Origin of the sequence: Mycobacterium sp. ST-F2 (genome assembly GCF_001905655.1) — a bacterium.
In the GTDB taxonomy this organism is placed as follows: domain Bacteria; phylum Actinomycetota; class Actinomycetes; order Mycobacteriales; family Mycobacteriaceae; genus Mycobacterium.
Map to the genome: position 1 here is coordinate 28666 of NZ_JMHT01000048.1, position 15046 is coordinate 43711.

The window sequence follows — 15046 nt, forward strand, 5'->3', positions numbered from 1 at the left end:
GGACACCTGCCCGGCTCAGCTCGCGCCCGGCCGCGCGCCGCCCCAGAGCACTCGGGATGGCCACCGGCCCACCGCAATCCAGCTGTTTAACTGGTTTTCATGGGGAGGCAACATTCAGAACAGCCCGTCACGGACGCGACCCAATCCGGCGTCGACACCACGCCGCCACCCTGGTCCACAGTGACGAAGATCGCATTCAGATTCTGTTTTCTGTACTTCGGCCTGTTCTGTCTGTTGTTCGCTCAGATCACGTTCGCTTTCTTCGGGATCGTCGGTGAATGGCTGCCGAAGCTGGCGGTGATGTGACAGATGACGGTGCTGGGCCCGGCGGTGAGATGGGTCGGCTGTGAGGTCTTCGGTGTCGAGGCGGTGCTGCACCCGGACTCCGGCAGCGGCGACCAGGCCGCGATCTGGGTGCTGGTGTTCTGCCTGCTGGCCGTCGCGGCCGTCGGCACCGCGGTGTGGACGGTCGTGGACCGGCGGCGGCCCGACTACGCGCGGCTGTCGGCGTGGTTCCTGACGTTCCTGCGGTTGTGCGTCGCCGGACAGATGCTGTTCTACGGCTTCGCGAAGCTCGTGCCGACCCAGATGCCGGAACCGCCGCTGACCGCGCTGCTGCGGTCCTACGGCGACTTCAGCCCGGCCTCGGTGTTGTGGCTGCAGGTGGGCAGCTCCCATCCGTACGAGATGGCACTCGGCGCCGTCGAGGTGCTCGCCGGGTTGCTCATGTTCCTGCCGCGCACCGCGACGCTGGGGACACTGTTGGGCCTGGCCAGCATGGCCCAGGTGTTCCTGCTGAACATGACCTTCGACGTGCCGGTCAAGATCCTGTCCGGTCACCTGCTGCTGATGAGCCTGGTGCTGCTCGTCCCCCAGCTCGGCCGCCTGACGAACCTGTTCCTCCTGCAACGCCCGGCGGAGCCGGTCACCCAACCCGAGCTGTTCAGCTCCGCGCGGGCCAATCGGCGAGCGGCCGTCGCGCAGGCCGCGCTGGGTCTCTGGATCGTCGTCGGTTGTGCCTGGGGCAGCTGGCAGGCGTGGCACACGTACGGGGGCGGCAGCCCCAAGCCCGAGCTGTACGGAATCTGGGCGGTCCGCGAGTTCCGCGTCGACGGCAAGGCACTGCCACCCCTGACCACCGACGAGACCCGTTGGCAGCGCCTGGTTTTCGAGAAGCCTGGCGCACTGACGTACCAGCGGATGAACGGCGAGCTGGTGGACGCAACCGCCACCGTCACGTCCGACACCATCACGGCGACCGAACCCGGCGACACGCCGCTGGCCGATTTGAAGGTGACCCGTCCGTCCGCCCGACAACTGCAGCTGACCGGCACGCTGCGCGGCCGCCCCGCGCAGATCACCCTCGATCAGGTCGACCCGAACCAATTCACCCTGCGCAACAGGGGTTTTCACTGGGTTCAGGAGTACCCGTTCTTCAGGTGAGTCAGGTGAGCGCCACCAGCGGCAGCCAGTCGGCGATCTCCGCTGCCCGCGATCCGGACATCTGCAGTCCCGTGGCGTCGGCCACCGACAGGAGTCCGGTGGCCAACAGCAGCCAGGTGCGCGGGTCGGTCTCCACCACGTTGGGCGGATTGCCGCGGCTGTGACTGAGCCCCGAAATACACTGCACCGCAACGAAAGGCGGCACCCGTACCTCGACGCTGGCGCCGGGGGCGACAGCCGCGAGGGTCCGCGCGGTCAGCCGGACGGCGTCCGCGATCGCGGCCCTCTCAGGCTGCGGACTTTGCTCATCCCGCAGCCAGTCGACTACCAGCAACACCGCCGCCCGCGTCTGCGCCGGGTCGGGCGCCTTACGCGTCACCATCTCAGGGATTTGTGCACGATTTTCCGCGGTGGGCGCGGATTTTCGTGCACAAATCACTCATGGGAGAACAGGGCGGGCAGCACGCTCTCGGAGGTGGTCCTCAGCTCGTCCAGCGTGACGCTGAACTGGCCCTGAACCTCCACCGAGTCGCTGCCCGGATCCACGACACCGATGCGGACGGCCGGCAGCTCACGGGCCTCGCACATCGCCATGAAGCGGCTCTCCTCGGTGCGCGGCACCGCGACAAGGACACGGCCCGACGACTCGGAGAACAGCTGCACGAACGGGTCAGCATCCTCGGGAAGCAGGACGCGACAACCGGTTTCGCCGGCCAAGGCCGCCTCGACGACGGCCTGGATGAGCCCGCCCTCGGACAGGTCGTGGGCGGCCGAGATCAGTCCGTCGCGCGAACCGGCGGTCAGCACCTCGGACAGCAGCTGCTCGCGCTTGAGGTCGACCCGCGGCGGCACGCCACCGAGATGGTCGGCCGTGACCTGGGCCCACACCGAACCGTCGAACTCGTCGTAGGTGTCGCCCAGCAGGATCAGGGTCTCCCCCGGCTCCAGTCCGATACCGGTCGGGATGCGGCGGTGCACATCGTCGATGACGCCGAGCACACCCACCACCGGGGTCGGCAGGATCGCGGTCGAACCGGTCTGGTTGTAGAAGCTGACGTTGCCGCCGGTGACCGGAATACCAAGGGCCGCACAGCCATCCGCGAGACCACGGACAGCCTGCGAAAACTGCCACATGACGCCCGGGTCCTCCGGCGAGCCGAAGTTGAGGCAGTTGGTGACGGCGACCGGCGTCGCGCCGGTGACGGCGACGTTGCGGAAGGCCTCGGCCAGCGCCAGCTGCGCGCCGGTGTAGGGGTCCAGCTGGGTGTAACGACCCGACGCGTCGGTCGACACCGCGATGCCGCGGCCGGTGGCCTCGTCGATGCGCAGGACGCCGCCGTCGGCGTGCTCGGCCAGGACGGTGTTACCGCGGACGTAGCGGTCGTACTGCTCGGTGATGAAGGCGCGGCTGCACAGGTGCGGGCTGCCGAGCAGCTGCAGCAGGGTGGCGCGCAGCTCGTCGCCGGTCTTCGGCCGGGGCAGCGTGGCGGAGGTGTCGGCGATCAGCGCGTCCTGGGTGTCGGGGCGCTGGACGGGCCGGTTGTACACCGGGCCCTCGTGCGCGACGGTGCGCGGCGGCACGTCGACGACGGTCTCGCCGTGCCAGCTGATCTTCAGCCGGTCACCGTCGGTGACCTCACCGATGACGGTGGCCAGCACGTCCCACTTGCGGCAGACGGCCATGAACGCATCGACGTTCTCCGGCGTCACGACGGCACACATGCGCTCCTGCGACTCGCTGGAGAGCACCTCGGCCGGGGTCATGCCCGTCGCGCGCAGCGGCACCTTGTCCAGGTCGATGTGCATGCCGCCGTCGCCGGCCGATGCCAGTTCCGAAGTGGCACAGGACAATCCGGCGCCACCGAGGTCCTGGATGCCGACCACGAGGTGCGCCGCGTACAGCTCGAGGCAGCACTCGATGAGCACCTTTTCGGTGAACGGGTCGCCGACCTGAACGCTCGGCAGCTTCTTGCGGCCGGCGCCGGACTCGTCGCCCGAGAAGGTGTCCGAGGCCAGCACGGAGACGCCGCCGATGCCGTCCAGACCCGTGCGGGCACCGAACAGGATGATCTTGTTGCCGGTACCGGACGCGAAGGCCAGGTGCAGGTCCTCGACGCGCAGCGCGCCGACGCAGAGGGCGTTCACCAGCGGGTTGCCGGCGTAGGACGGGTCGAAGATGGTCTCGCCGCCGATGTTCGGCAGGCCCAGCGAGTTGCCGTAGCCACCGACACCGCGGACGACGCCGTCGAGCACGCGGCGGGTGTCGGGGGCGTCGGCCGCGCCGAAGCGCAGCTGGTCCATGACCGCGACCGGGCGGGCGCCCATGGCCATGATGTCGCGGACGATGCCGCCGACGCCGGTGGCCGCACCCTGGTAGGGCTCGACGTATGACGGGTGGTTGTGCGATTCGACCTTGAAGGTGACGGCCCAGCCGTCACCGATGTCGACGACGCCGGCGTTCTCGCCGATACCGGCCAGCATGCCGGCGCGCATCTCGTCGGTGGTGGTCTCACCGAAGTAGCGCAGGTGCACCTTCGAGGACTTGTAGGAGCAGTGCTCGCTCCACATCACCGAGTACATGGCCAGTTCGGCATCGGTGGGCCGGCGGCCGAGGATCTCGCGGATGCGCTGGTACTCGTCATCCTTGAGGCCGAGCTCGCGATACGGCTGGGGCTGATCGGGCGTGGTAGTCGCGTTATTGACGGTATCGACCGAGGACGTCACGCAGAGAGTCTACCGTTGCCGACCTGGCCCGCCCGCCACGGCGAGCGCCGGCTACTCGTCGCCGCTGACCAGCACCTTGAGCAGCGCCGGCCGCCGCAGGATGAGTGCGCCCCAGATCAGCAGGCCGAAGGCCACCGCGAAGACCACCGGGAACCACGCCTCATGGTGCATGTCGATGGTCACGGCGCCGCCGAGGTACGCCGTCAGCCCGACCGCGCCCAGCACTGCGGTGCGCGGGACAACCCACGCGATGATGCAGGCCAGCAGCACCCATCCGATGACGTACGTCTGATACGGCGGGAATCCGAGTTCCTCGGTCGCGGTGCGCGCGAACTCCATGCCGAGAATCTTCGGGATGGCATTCGGCCAGCAGGAACAACAGGAGGAAGGCGCTCAGCGCCAGGCCGACCTTCTGCGGTGTGCTGCGGCCGGCGATCGCGGCCCGTGATTTCGATACGTCCTTGGCGTCGGCCATGGCGGACTCCGTTCTCGATCGGTGGTTCAACACTATGTCGACCATCGCGAGCACGCTGATTCATCGCGGCGGGGCTCATAGCCCGCTGCTAGGTGGCACCCACGCCGGCCTTATCCGGCGGTTTTAGCGTGGCCGGATGAGACTCCACCTTGGCCTCAACCGGGGTGCGCTCGCGCTGTTTGCCGTGATCGCGACCCTGGTGTGTATCTGTGCCGGCGCCATCGTCGTCGCGTCCAAGGCGTGGCATGCCGCGTCTGAGCCGTTGGTCTCCACCAGCGTGGAACTGGTCGACGAGACCAGTCCCTAGCTCGTCAGGCCGCGCCCGCGATGCAGAACGCGTTGCCCTCCGGGTCGGCCAGCACCACCCAGCGGGCCACCTCGCCGAACGCGTGGCGCTCGGTTTCCGTCGCGCCGGCGGCCTTGAGCCGTTCGATCTCGGGCTCGATGTCACCTTCGAGGTGGAAGTCCAGGTGCAGCCGGTTCTTGCCGGGCGTCGGGTCGTCGACCTGCTGGAAACCCAGGTTCGGGCCTTCGGCGAAGTTGACGACGAAGAACTCCCCCGGCATCAGGGTGTGCACCGTGCCGCCGAACTGCGCGGCCCACCAGTCGGCGAGCGCCTGCGCATCGGTGCAGTCGAATGTGACCATCTCCACTTTGAGTGCCATGGCCCCGACTGTAGGTCAGGCCGGTGACAGGAACGCCTGCAGCGCAGCGGCATAGGCCCCGACGTCGTGCGCGCCCATCACCTCGCGCGCCGAGTGCATGGCCAACTGTGCGGCGCCGACGTCGACGGTCGGGATGCCGGTGCGCGCCGCGGTCATCGGTCCGATCGTGGATCCGCACGGCAGGTCGGCACGGTGCTCATACCGCTGCAGCGGTACCCCGGCCTGGGCGCAGGCCAGTGCGAACGCCGCGGCGGTCCGGCCGTCGGTGGCGTACCGCAGGTTGGGCTGCACCTTGAGCACCGGTCCGGCGTTGACCTCGATGAGGTGTCCGGGCTCGTGCCGCTCGGGGTAGTTCGGGTGAGTGGCGTGCGCCATGTCGCCCGAGGCCACCATCGACCCGGCCAGCCGGCGCAACAGGTCCTCGCGCGTTCCACCGCCCGCCAGCACGATGCGCTCGAGCACCGTCGGCAGCAGGTCGGACTGCGCGCCGTGGTCGGACGTCGACCCGACCTCTTCGTGATCGAACAGCGCGAGCACCGGAACGTAGTCGGCTGCCGGAGCGGCCAGGAACGCCTCCAGCCCGGCGTAGCAGGTGCCCTGGTTGTCGAGCCGGGGCGCGCTGACGAGCTCGCCCGTGACGCCGATCAGCCGCGACGGCGTCAGGTCGTGGGTCATCAGGTCGGCGGCCAGGACGTCGGCGCCGTCCACCCCGGCGCGCTCGGCGACGAACGCCACGAAGTCGCGGGTTCCCGTCCCGACGCCCCACACCGCGTTGACGTGCCGCTGCGGGTCGAGGCTGACACCTTTGCGGTCGTCGGACAGGTGGATGGCCAGCTGCGGCACCCGCAGGATCGGGTCGTCGATCCGGACCAGGACGTCCTCGACGGTGTTGCCGCGCCGCACCGAGAGCCGCCCGCTGATGCCGAGGTCGCGGTCCAGCCAGGAGTTCAGCCAGGCGCCGCCGTAGGGCTCCAGCGCCACCACCTGCCAGCCGCTGACAAACCGGTCCGGGTGTTGCTTGACCCGCAGGTTGGGGCTGTCGGTGTGGCCGCCGACGATGCGGAACGGATTCGGCGCGTCCGTCGCTCGCCACGCCACCAGCGAGCCGGCCCGCACCGTGAAGTAGTTACCCGGAGAGCATGGCCAAGCGTCAGTCTCGTGCAGCTCGGTGAAGCCGGCGGCGGTCAGGCGCGCGGCCACCGTCGCGCACACGTGGAACGGTGACGGCGACGCGTCGATGAACTCGCACAGGCCCGCGGCAGAAGCTCCGGTCATGGCCAGAAAATCTACGCCGTTCGGTTGATGCGCCGGCGGCCCACGATCCCAAAAACTGACGTCATGGTCAATACAATCGGTCGTACGGACGCTGCGGTGTTGCCGTCGGTACCGCGCAGCCCGCTGTCGTACCGACAACAGCTCAAGTTGTTCACGACCATTCCCGTCGCGGCTCAGGAGATCTTGCGCGATGCGGGCGGGACCCTGACCCGCGTCAAACTCGTACCCCGGTGGGTCGGCCCCGAGTTCGTCTTCGCGCTGTCGCCGAGCGGTGCGCGTTGCATCCTCGGGGAGCCGGGACGCTCCACCGACCGCACACCCATTCACGACGAAGTCCGCAGCCTGCTCGGAGACAGCCTGTTCACCGTGCGCAACGACCACTGGGTACCCCGCAAACGCGCGTTGCAGCCGGTGTTCATGAAGCCGAATGTTCGCGCCTTCGGCGGCCACATGGCTCAAGCGGCCCAGACCGTTGTCGCCGGCTGGGCCGACGGGCAGGTGGTGGACCTGGATGCGTCGTGTCGGCGTCTGACGCTACGAGCGCTGGGCCGCTCGGTGCTCGGGATCGATCTGGACGAGCTGGCAGACAGCATCGGGGAATCGATGCACACCGCGCTGACCTACATCACTGCCCGCGCCATGACCCCGTTCAAGCCGCCCCACTGGCTCCCCACCCCGGGCCGGCACCGGGCCCGTGCCGCCGCGGCGCACTTGTACGACATGGCGGCACAAATCCTGCGGACCTGCCGCGACGACCCTGGCCACGACGCTCCATTGGTGCGGTCGATGATGGCGGCCACCGATCCAGACACCGGGCAGGCGCTGAGCGACGCGGAGATCTGTGCCGACCTCGTCATCTTCATGCTGGCCGGGCATGACACCACCGCAACCACGCTGACCTACGCCCTGTGGGCGCTCGGTCGTCATCCCGACCTGCAGGCCAGGGTCCGCGCCGAGGCGCACGCGATAGGCGACCGCGAAATCACCCCCGACGACCTACCGGGCCTGACCTACACAGTCCAGGTCATCCACGAGGCTCTCCGGCTGTTTCCGCCGGGACCGGCCAACCATCGGTTGATCACTCAGGACATGGAGGTCGACGGACACCTGGTGAAAGCCGGAACCGTGGCGCTGGTCGGCATCTACGCCATGCATCGCGACCCGGCACTGTGGGAGCATCCGCTGGAGTTCGACCCGGACCGCTTCAACCCGGAGCAATCCAAGGGGCGTGATCGCTGGCAGTACATCCCGTTCAGCGCCGGCCCACGGACCTGCATCGGCGATCATTTCGCGATGCTGGAAGCGACCCTGGCGCTGGCCACCATCGTGCGCCACACCGAAGTTCAGTCACTGCACGACGTTTTCCCGCCTGCGTTGCCGTTCACCATGACCGCCGACGGGCCCATCCACGCGCGGGTCCGTTCCGTGTAGCGACATATCCGGACATCCCACAGCGACGACCGCTAGGGTCGGGTTCGTGTGTCCCGCACGGCCTCAGCCCGTTCTCACCACGTTGACATCTGCCGCCATCTTTCTCATCGCGACCATCGATGAGGGCGCCGAGCCCGAAGTGCACGATGCGCTCACCGGGCTGTCCGGACTCGTTCGCGCAGTTGGATTCCGCACGCCCGCAAGCCGTCTGAGCCTGGTGACCGGCATCAGCTCGGACGCCTGGGATCGCTTGTTCAGCGGATCGCGGCCCGCCGGGCTGCACCCGTTCCCCGAATTGCAGGGTGCACGTCACCACGCGCCCTCGACCCCGGGCGATCTGCTGTTCCACATCCGGGCCAACGCCATGGACGTGTGCTTCGAGCTGGCCGGCCAGATTCTGAAGTCGCTCGACGGCGCGGTGACGGTGGTCGACGAGGTACACGGATTCAAGTTCTTCGAGAATCGCGACCTGCTGGGTTTCGTCGACGGCACCGAGAACCCGGACGGTCCGGACGCCGTGGTCGCGGCGCTGGTCGGTGACGACGATCCCGAATTCGCCGGTGGCAGTTACGTTCACGTGCAGAAGTACCTGCACGACATGTCGTCGTGGGAGTCGCTCAGCGTCACCGAGCAGGAACGGGTGATCGGCCGGAGCAAGCTCGAGGACATCGAGATGGCCGACGACGTCAAGCCGCCCAACTCGCACCTGGCCCTCAACGTCATCGAAGACGACGACGGCAACCAGCTCCAGATCGTGCGGGCCAACATGCCGTTCGGCCGCGTCGGCTCAGGGGAATTCGGCACGTACTACATCGCGTACTCGGCCGACCCGGCCGTCACCGAACGCATGCTGCGCAACATGTTCATCGGCGATCCGCCGGGCAACACCGACCGCATCCTGGATTTCTCCACCGCGGTCACCGGAGTGTTGTTCTTCACTCCCACAGTCGATTTCCTCGATGCCCCGCCGCCCCTGCCCGCCGCGCCACCGGCCGAACCCGAAGCCCAACCCACGTCCCCCGGCACCCTGTCCATCGGCAGTCTGAAAGGTCAACCGCAATGAACAACCTGTACCGCGATCTCGCTCCCGTCACCGCCGCCGCGTGGGCGCAGATCGAGGAGGAAGCCGCGCGGACGTTCAAGCGGCACATCGCCGGCCGCCGCGTCGTCGACGTGAGTGAACCGGGTGGACCCAAGACGGCCGCGGTCAGCACCGGCCACCTCGTCGATGTCACGTCACCGGCCGACGGTGTGCAGGCGCATCTTCGGGAAGCCCGGCCGCTGGTGCGGCTGCGGGTGCCGTTCACGGTGACGCGCACGGCCATCGACGACGTCGAGCGCGGCGCGCAGGACTCCGACTGGGATCCGGTGAAGGAAGCCGCCAAGAAGCTGGCGTTCTCGGAGGACCGGGCGATCTTCGAGGGCTACCCCGCCGCCCAGATCGAGGGCATCCGCGCCTCGAGCTCCAACCCGGCGCTGGCGCTGCCGAGCGATCCGCGCGGCTACCCGGACGTGATCTCGCAGGCGCTGTCGGAGCTGCGCCTCGCCGGTGTCGACGGACCGTATTCGGTGCTGCTGTCGGCGGAGGCCTACACCAAGGTCAGCGAGACCACCGAGCACGGCTACCCGCTGCTGGAGCACCTCAACCGCCTGGTCGACGGTGAGATCATCTGGGCGCCGGCCATCGACGGCGCGTTCGTATTATCCACGCGCGGAGGCGATTTCGATCTGCAGTTGGGCACCGATGTGACCATCGGCTACCTGTCGCACGATGCCGAGACGGTGCAGCTGTACCTGCAGGAGACGCTGACGTTCCTCTGCTACACCGCCGAGGCGTCGGTCGCGCTCGACAGCTGACGCATCGGTAGTTCCCCCACGCCGTATTGATCCTGTACCCAGGGCGCACTTGTTCGAGTGAGGTGCGCCCTCAGGTCAGGGTCAACAGGTCGGGATGCTCAAATCGAGTTGACCCTGAATCCTGGGCGCAGCTGCGTCGGCGCCGCCAACGAGGGTGCGCCCAGCGCGTCTCGCGGGCGAGTTGCACGAGCTGTATGCACCCTCGGGAGCAAGCACAACGGCGTCAGGCGCTCAGGACCGCGTCGAGCGCCGAGTAGAAGATGCCGAGACCGTCGTCCGACGGGCCGGTGAGGGCCTCGGTGGCGTGCTCGGGGTGCGGCATCAGGCCGACGACGCGGCCGTTGGCCGAGCTGATCCCGGCGATCGAGCGCATCGAGCCATTCATGTTGTCCCGGTAGCGGAACACCACGCGGCCTTCGCCCTCGAGTTCGTCGAGCACTGTCTCGGACGCGACGTAGCGGCCTTCACCCGACTTGAGCGGGATCAGGATGTCGGCGCCGGCGTCGTAGCGGCTGCTCCACGCGGTCGACGACGACGTCACCTCGAGCCACACGTCGCGGCAGATGAAATGCAGGCCCTCGTTGCGGGTCAGCGCGCCCGGCAGCAGCCCGGCCTCGCACAGCACCTGAAAGCCGTTGCAGATACCCAGCACCGGCATGCCCTTGGCCGCGGCCTCGACGACCGAGGTCATGACGGGCGCGAACTTGGCGATGGCACCGCAGCGCAGGTAGTCGCCGTAGGAGAAGCCACCGGGGACGATGACGGCGTCGACGCCCTTCAGGTCGGGATCGGCGTGCCAGAGGCTGACGGCCTCGCCGCCGACGGCCCGCACGGCGCGCGCCGCGTCGACGTCATCGAGCGTGCCTGGGAAGGTGATGACACCGACCTTCGTGGTCACGCGTCCCCCCGGTGCACCGAGAAGTCCTCGATCACGGTGTTGGCCAGCAGCGTCTCGGCGACGTGCTCCAGCGTCTCGTCGGACACGCTGTCGTCGACCTCGAGCTCGAAGCGCTTGCCCTGACGGACGTCGGACACTCCGGTGATCCCGAGGCGCCCCAGCGCTCCGACAATCGCCTGGCCTTGCGGGTCCAGGATCTCGGCCTTGGGCATCACGTGCACAACGACGCGGGCCACGCGCGCTCCTTTGTTCGGGTCGGATTGCTCGGGATTACTGTACCGGCGCCGTCGTCCACGGCGATGCCCGCACAATCGACTGCACAATGGGTGCATGGAGCTGACGCACTTCGGACATTCCTGCTTGTTGGCCCGATTCACCGATGGCGATGCCGAAGCGACGGTTCTCTTCGACCCCGGCAACTTCTCGCACGGGTTCGAGGGCATCACCGGGCTCGATGCCATCCTGATCACCCATCAGCACCCTGACCACGCCGACCCGGCGCGTCTCCCGGCCCTGGTCGAGGCGAATCCGCAGGCCAAGCTGTATGCCGACCCGATGACCGCGGCGCAGCTGGGCGCGCCGTGGCAGGCGGTGCACGTCGGCGACACGCTGTCGATCGGGCACCTGACGGTGCGCGGCGCGGGCGGCAAGCACGCCGTCATCCACCCGGACATCCCGATCATCGACAACATCTCGTACCTGGTCGGTGATGCTGGTCACGCTGCCCGCCTGATGCACCCCGGCGACGCGTTGTTCGTGCCGGATGAGCCCGTCGAGGTGCTCGCCGCGCCGGCCGCCGCGCCGTGGATGAAGATTTCCGAGGCCGTCGACTTCCTGCGGGCCGTCGCACCCCAGCACGCGGTGCCGATCCATCAGGGCGTCGTCGCCGAACAGGCCAAGGGCATCTACTACGGCCGGCTCGACGAGATGACGTCCACCGACTTCCGGGTGCTGACTCCCGAGCAGGAGACGCGGTTCTGAGCACCCACCGGTTCCTGGTGTGGTGGCCCGTCATCGGGTTCACCACGATGATCTTGCTGGGCCTGGCCGTCAGGTCCGGGGACACCGGCGTCGATCAGTGGTTCGTGACGGCATCGCACGAACTGCTCGGCACGCACCCGTACTGGATGCTGATCCTGAACCGGGTGAAGGTGCTGGTGCCGCTGTACCTGTTGGCGGTGGGGATTCCGCTGTGGCGGCGCGAGTGGCGGCTGGCGGCAGTCGCCGCGCTGTGTCCGATCGTCTCGATCGTCGGCGCCAAGGTGCTCAAAGTGTTGTTCGGCCGCCCCTGGTTCGGCGAGTTTCTGGCCTATCCCAGTGGGCACACGACAGTGGCGATCACCGTCGCGGCCATGCTGGTGCTCGTCATCGGGATTCGGACGTGGACCGTCATCGTCGCCGCGATGGGTGCCGCCATCCCCTCTATAGGCATGGCCAGCAACGGCTTCCACTACTTCACCGACATCATCGGCGGCGCGTTCTATGCGACGGCCATGGTGTGCCTGGCGGTCTTGGCCGCCGGTCCTGAGGCGCCGCACCATGCCCGGCGGGCCGCTTCGAATCTGTCGCGTTCGCAGTAGCGCTCAGCCGACAGCACGGGCGGCGGCCCGCCCGGCAGCGCGCCCCGAGAAGATGCAGCCACCCAGGAAGGTGCCTTCCAGCGCCCGGTAGCCGTGTACCCCGCCGCCGCCGAAACCAGCCGCCTCGCCGGCCGCGTACAGCCCGTCGAGCACCCCGCCCTCCGGCGTCAGCACCCGCGAATCGAGGTCGGTGTGCAATCCACCCAACGACTTTCGGGTCAGGATGTGCAGCTTGACGGCGATCATGGGACCGGCCTTGGGCTCGGTCAGTTTGTGCGGCCCGGCGATGCGTGCCAGCCGGTCCGGCAGATAGGAGCGCGCCGCCCGGTAGGCCACGGTCTGGCCATCACTGGTGAGCTTGCTGGTCATCTCCTTGTCGCGGGCGGTGACCTCGGCCTCGACGGTCGCGTAGTCCAGCGGCACCACGTCGGGCACCTTGTTCATGGCAGAAACCAAGTCGCGCAACGTGTTGGCCGACACGAAGTCCACACCCTTGTCGACGAAGGCACGGACCGGGGCGGGCCCACCATTACGACTACGCCCCAGCACTTCCCGCAGGTTCTTGCCGGTGAGGTCGGGATTCTGCTCCTGCCCGGACAGGCCGAACTCCTTGGCGATGATGCTCTGGTCGAGCACGAACCACGTGTAGTCGTAGCCGGTTTGGCAGATGTACTCCAGCGTGCCCAGGGTGTCGTAGCCCGGGTACAGCGGGTCGGGCAGGCGCTTGCCGGTGGCGTCCAGCCACAGGGACGACGGGCCGGGCAGGATGCGGATGCCGTGCAGCGGCCAGATCGGGTCGTAGTTGGTGATGCCCTCGGTGTAGTGCCACATCCGGTCGTTGTTGATGACGCTCGCGCCCGCGGCCTCGCTGATGCCGAGCATGCGGCCGTCGACGTGCGCGGGGACGCCGGACAACAGTTGCCCCGGCACCCGGCCCATGCGCTTGGGCCAGTTCTGCCGCACCAGATCGTGGTTGCCGCCGATACCGCCGCTGGCGACGATCACCGCTTGGGCCCGGAACTCGAACTCTCCCACAGTGTTACGCGACGACGCTTCCCCGCGGACAGTGGTCGACGGCTCCAATACCGCGCCGCGCACTCCGGTGACCGCGCCGTGATCGACAATCAGCTCGTCGACCCGATGCCGGTGCGCGAAGCGCACTTTGGGGTGACCCACGACCCGTCGCGCGAAGATGTCGACCAGCGCCGGCCCGGTGCCCCAGGTGATGTGGAAGCGCGGCACCGAGTTGCCCGGCCCCTTGCCGTCCCAGCCGCCCCGCTCGGCCCAGCCGACCAGGGCGAAGGTCTGCAGACCGCGCTCACGCAGCCAGCTGCGCTTCTCGCCGGACGCGAAGTCGACGTAGGCGCGCGCCCACTGCTCGGGCCAGTGGTCTTCGTCGCGGTCGAATCCTGCTGTGCGCAGCCAATCTTCCAGCGCCCGCTCGTAGCTGTCGCGGATCCCGACGCGGCGCTGTTCGGCGCTGTCGACGAAGAACAATCCGCCGAAGGACCAGAACGCCTGGCCACCGATGTTGGCCTCGTTCTCCTGGTCGACGATCAGAACCGATCGACCGCGCTCAAGTAGTTCAGCGGCAGCGACCAGTCCGGCCAGCCCGGCCCCCACGACGATGACGTCAGCGTCCATGGGGTCACGCTAGCGTCCCGGGCGTCAGGCCGCGTCGGTTAGTGCCGGGTCCGGCGTCCACGCATAGGCAGTAGGGCTGCAGCCGTGCATGAGTGACAGGTCGATGGCGTCGAGCATGGCCTGCCGGGGCCCGCTTCTCCGCAGTTGCGAGGCCGCCACGGCCAACCGGACGGTGCCGCCGCGCCGGGCGGTGCGCTCGGCAGCGAGCACCAGGGTGCGACACCACCAGGGTTCGGTGAGGAAGCCCTCGCCGATGCCGAGGACGCGGGACCGCACGGTCGTCGAGCGCACCAGATCGGTGATGCCAGTGTCCCCGGCGAGTAGCCGGAAACCGTTGCGCGGCAACGCCGTCACAGTACCCTGCGATGCCGTCCAGCCGGGCGCGGCGAACAGACGGGTGCGCAGGCCGAGGTGCTCGAGCACCCGGTCGGCGCCCATGAGCCGCAAGTTGGCCTCGTGGGCGGGCAGGGCCGCGAACTCGCCGCGGCGCTTCTTGCTGGCCGCCTCGTCGAACCCGTGCAGGACAACGGCGGCTCCGGCGGCGCGGCTCTTGGTCAACCACTCGACCGTCGGGATGTCGCGCTCCAGCCGGTAGCCACCCTTGAGCCGCGGGGCGACCAGCAGCGACGCGGGAATCCGGCGGGCGTCGAGTTCGGCACAGAAATCGGCGACATCGCCCAGCGTGCGGTCCCGGATGCCCGAGAGCGAGACGATCAGTTGGCCAGCCATGCAAGCAGTGTGACAACTTGAGGTGTCCCGTTGGTTGCCGTGACATTGGTGCCGCCTGAACACTGACCCTTGTTCTCTGCGCGAGCGGCCGTGTTTGTCCGGCGACACGCCGACCTACGTGTACAAAACGCGGCCACTCAGCAGCCACGAGCGACACCTTTCTGCACGCAAATTGCGGCGTGTTCCCGTACAAACACGGCCGCTCAGCAGTTGTGAGCGCAACCTTTCTGCACGCAAATTGCGGCGTGTTCCCGTACAAACACGGCCGCTCGCGGGTGGGCTTGACCCCTGATGGTGGACACCTAACTGGTGGGACTGCTGGTCC

At 68.3% G+C, this 15046-nt stretch carries 14 protein-coding genes and 2 pseudogenes; 7 read left to right on the top strand and 9 right to left on the bottom strand.

What is annotated here, in order from left to right; all coding sequences use genetic code 11:
• The first annotated feature begins 99 nt into the window (after nt 1-99).
• A pseudogene (locus EB75_RS17740) lies at nt 100-1443 on the top strand (DoxX family protein).
• 1 nt (nt 1444) lies between these two features.
• Here the strand turns inward: EB75_RS17740 and EB75_RS17745 are convergent.
• The 3 genes and pseudogenes from EB75_RS17745 to EB75_RS17755 form a co-directional block, all read right to left on the bottom strand.
• Nucleotides 1445-1825 carry a sterol carrier family protein gene (locus EB75_RS17745; protein ID WP_073696658.1) on the bottom strand — a complete coding sequence of 127 codons (381 nt, stop codon included), beginning with the start codon at nt 1823-1825 and terminating at the stop codon, nt 1445-1447.
• A gap of 53 nt (nt 1826-1878) precedes the next feature.
• Complete coding sequence (gene purL, locus EB75_RS17750; protein WP_073696659.1) at nt 1879-4167, bottom strand: phosphoribosylformylglycinamidine synthase subunit PurL; 2289 nt, start codon at nt 4165-4167, stop codon at nt 1879-1881.
• Nucleotides 4168-4218: 51 nt separating this feature from the next.
• Nucleotides 4219-4642, bottom strand: a pseudogene (locus EB75_RS17755) (DoxX family protein).
• A gap of 136 nt (nt 4643-4778) precedes the next feature.
• Between EB75_RS17755 and EB75_RS29355 the strand changes: the two are divergent.
• Entirely contained in the window at nt 4779-4949 is a 171-nt protein-coding gene (locus tag EB75_RS29355; RefSeq protein ID WP_163692779.1) for a hypothetical protein, read from the top strand.
• Nucleotides 4950-4953: 4 nt separating this feature from the next.
• Here EB75_RS29355 and EB75_RS17760 read toward each other — a convergent pair whose 3' ends face one another.
• Both EB75_RS17760 and EB75_RS17765 read right to left on the bottom strand, forming a co-directional pair.
• A complete protein-coding gene (locus EB75_RS17760; RefSeq protein WP_073696660.1) occupies nt 4954-5307 on the bottom strand; it encodes a VOC family protein in 354 nt (117 codons plus the stop codon).
• A 15-nt stretch (nt 5308-5322) separates the two neighbouring features.
• A complete protein-coding gene (locus tag EB75_RS17765; protein WP_073696661.1) occupies nt 5323-6582 on the bottom strand; it encodes a M18 family aminopeptidase in 1260 nt (419 codons plus the stop codon).
• Nucleotides 6583-6645: 63 nt separating this feature from the next.
• Between EB75_RS17765 and EB75_RS17770 the strand changes: the two genes are divergently transcribed.
• From EB75_RS17770 to EB75_RS17780, 3 genes are read left to right on the top strand one after another with little or no spacing between them, the layout of a single operon-like run.
• Nucleotides 6646-8013: a cytochrome P450 gene (locus EB75_RS17770; protein WP_073696662.1), complete on the top strand. Its 1368-nt coding sequence runs from the start codon at nt 6646-6648 to the stop codon at nt 8011-8013.
• Between the two features lie 46 nt (nt 8014-8059).
• Nucleotides 8060-9076, top strand: coding sequence for a Dyp-type peroxidase (locus EB75_RS17775; protein WP_073696663.1), 1017 nt, complete (start codon nt 8060-8062; stop codon nt 9074-9076).
• Entirely contained in the window at nt 9073-9870 is a 798-nt protein-coding gene (locus EB75_RS17780; protein ID WP_073696664.1) for a family 1 encapsulin nanocompartment shell protein, read from the top strand. The genes EB75_RS17775 and EB75_RS17780 overlap by 4 nt, the downstream gene beginning before the upstream one ends.
• A 223-nt stretch (nt 9871-10093) precedes the next feature.
• On the opposite strand, the gene purQ is transcribed toward EB75_RS17780, so the two are convergent.
• Together purQ and purS are read right to left on the bottom strand one after the other, a co-directional pair.
• Nucleotides 10094-10768: a phosphoribosylformylglycinamidine synthase subunit PurQ gene (gene purQ, locus EB75_RS17785; RefSeq protein WP_073696665.1), complete on the bottom strand. Its 675-nt coding sequence runs from the start codon at nt 10766-10768 to the stop codon at nt 10094-10096.
• Nucleotides 10765-11004, bottom strand: coding sequence for a phosphoribosylformylglycinamidine synthase subunit PurS (gene purS / locus EB75_RS17790; protein WP_073696666.1), 240 nt, complete (start codon nt 11002-11004; stop codon nt 10765-10767). Before purS ends, purQ begins: the two co-directional genes overlap by 4 nt.
• A 94-nt stretch (nt 11005-11098) precedes the next feature.
• Here purS and EB75_RS17795 point away from each other — a divergent pair, with 94 nt between their 5' ends.
• Together EB75_RS17795 and EB75_RS17800 are read left to right on the top strand one after the other, a co-directional pair.
• Nucleotides 11099-11749: an MBL fold metallo-hydrolase gene (locus EB75_RS17795; RefSeq protein ID WP_073696667.1), complete on the top strand. Its 651-nt coding sequence runs from the start codon at nt 11099-11101 to the stop codon at nt 11747-11749.
• A gap of 17 nt (nt 11750-11766) precedes the next feature.
• On the top strand, nt 11767-12348 hold the full coding sequence (locus EB75_RS17800; protein WP_083612382.1) for a phosphatase PAP2 family protein: 582 nt from the start codon (nt 11767-11769) through the stop codon (nt 12346-12348).
• A gap of 3 nt (nt 12349-12351) precedes the next feature.
• On the opposite strand, the gene EB75_RS17805 is transcribed toward EB75_RS17800, so the two are convergent.
• Nucleotides 12352-13992: an FAD-binding dehydrogenase gene (locus EB75_RS17805; RefSeq protein WP_073696668.1), complete on the bottom strand. Its 1641-nt coding sequence runs from the start codon at nt 13990-13992 to the stop codon at nt 12352-12354.
• Nucleotides 13993-14016: 24 nt separating this feature from the next.
• Nucleotides 14017-14721: a DUF2334 domain-containing protein gene (locus EB75_RS17810; RefSeq protein ID WP_073696669.1), complete on the bottom strand. Its 705-nt coding sequence runs from the start codon at nt 14719-14721 to the stop codon at nt 14017-14019.
• Nucleotides 14722-15046 lie beyond the last annotated feature (325 nt).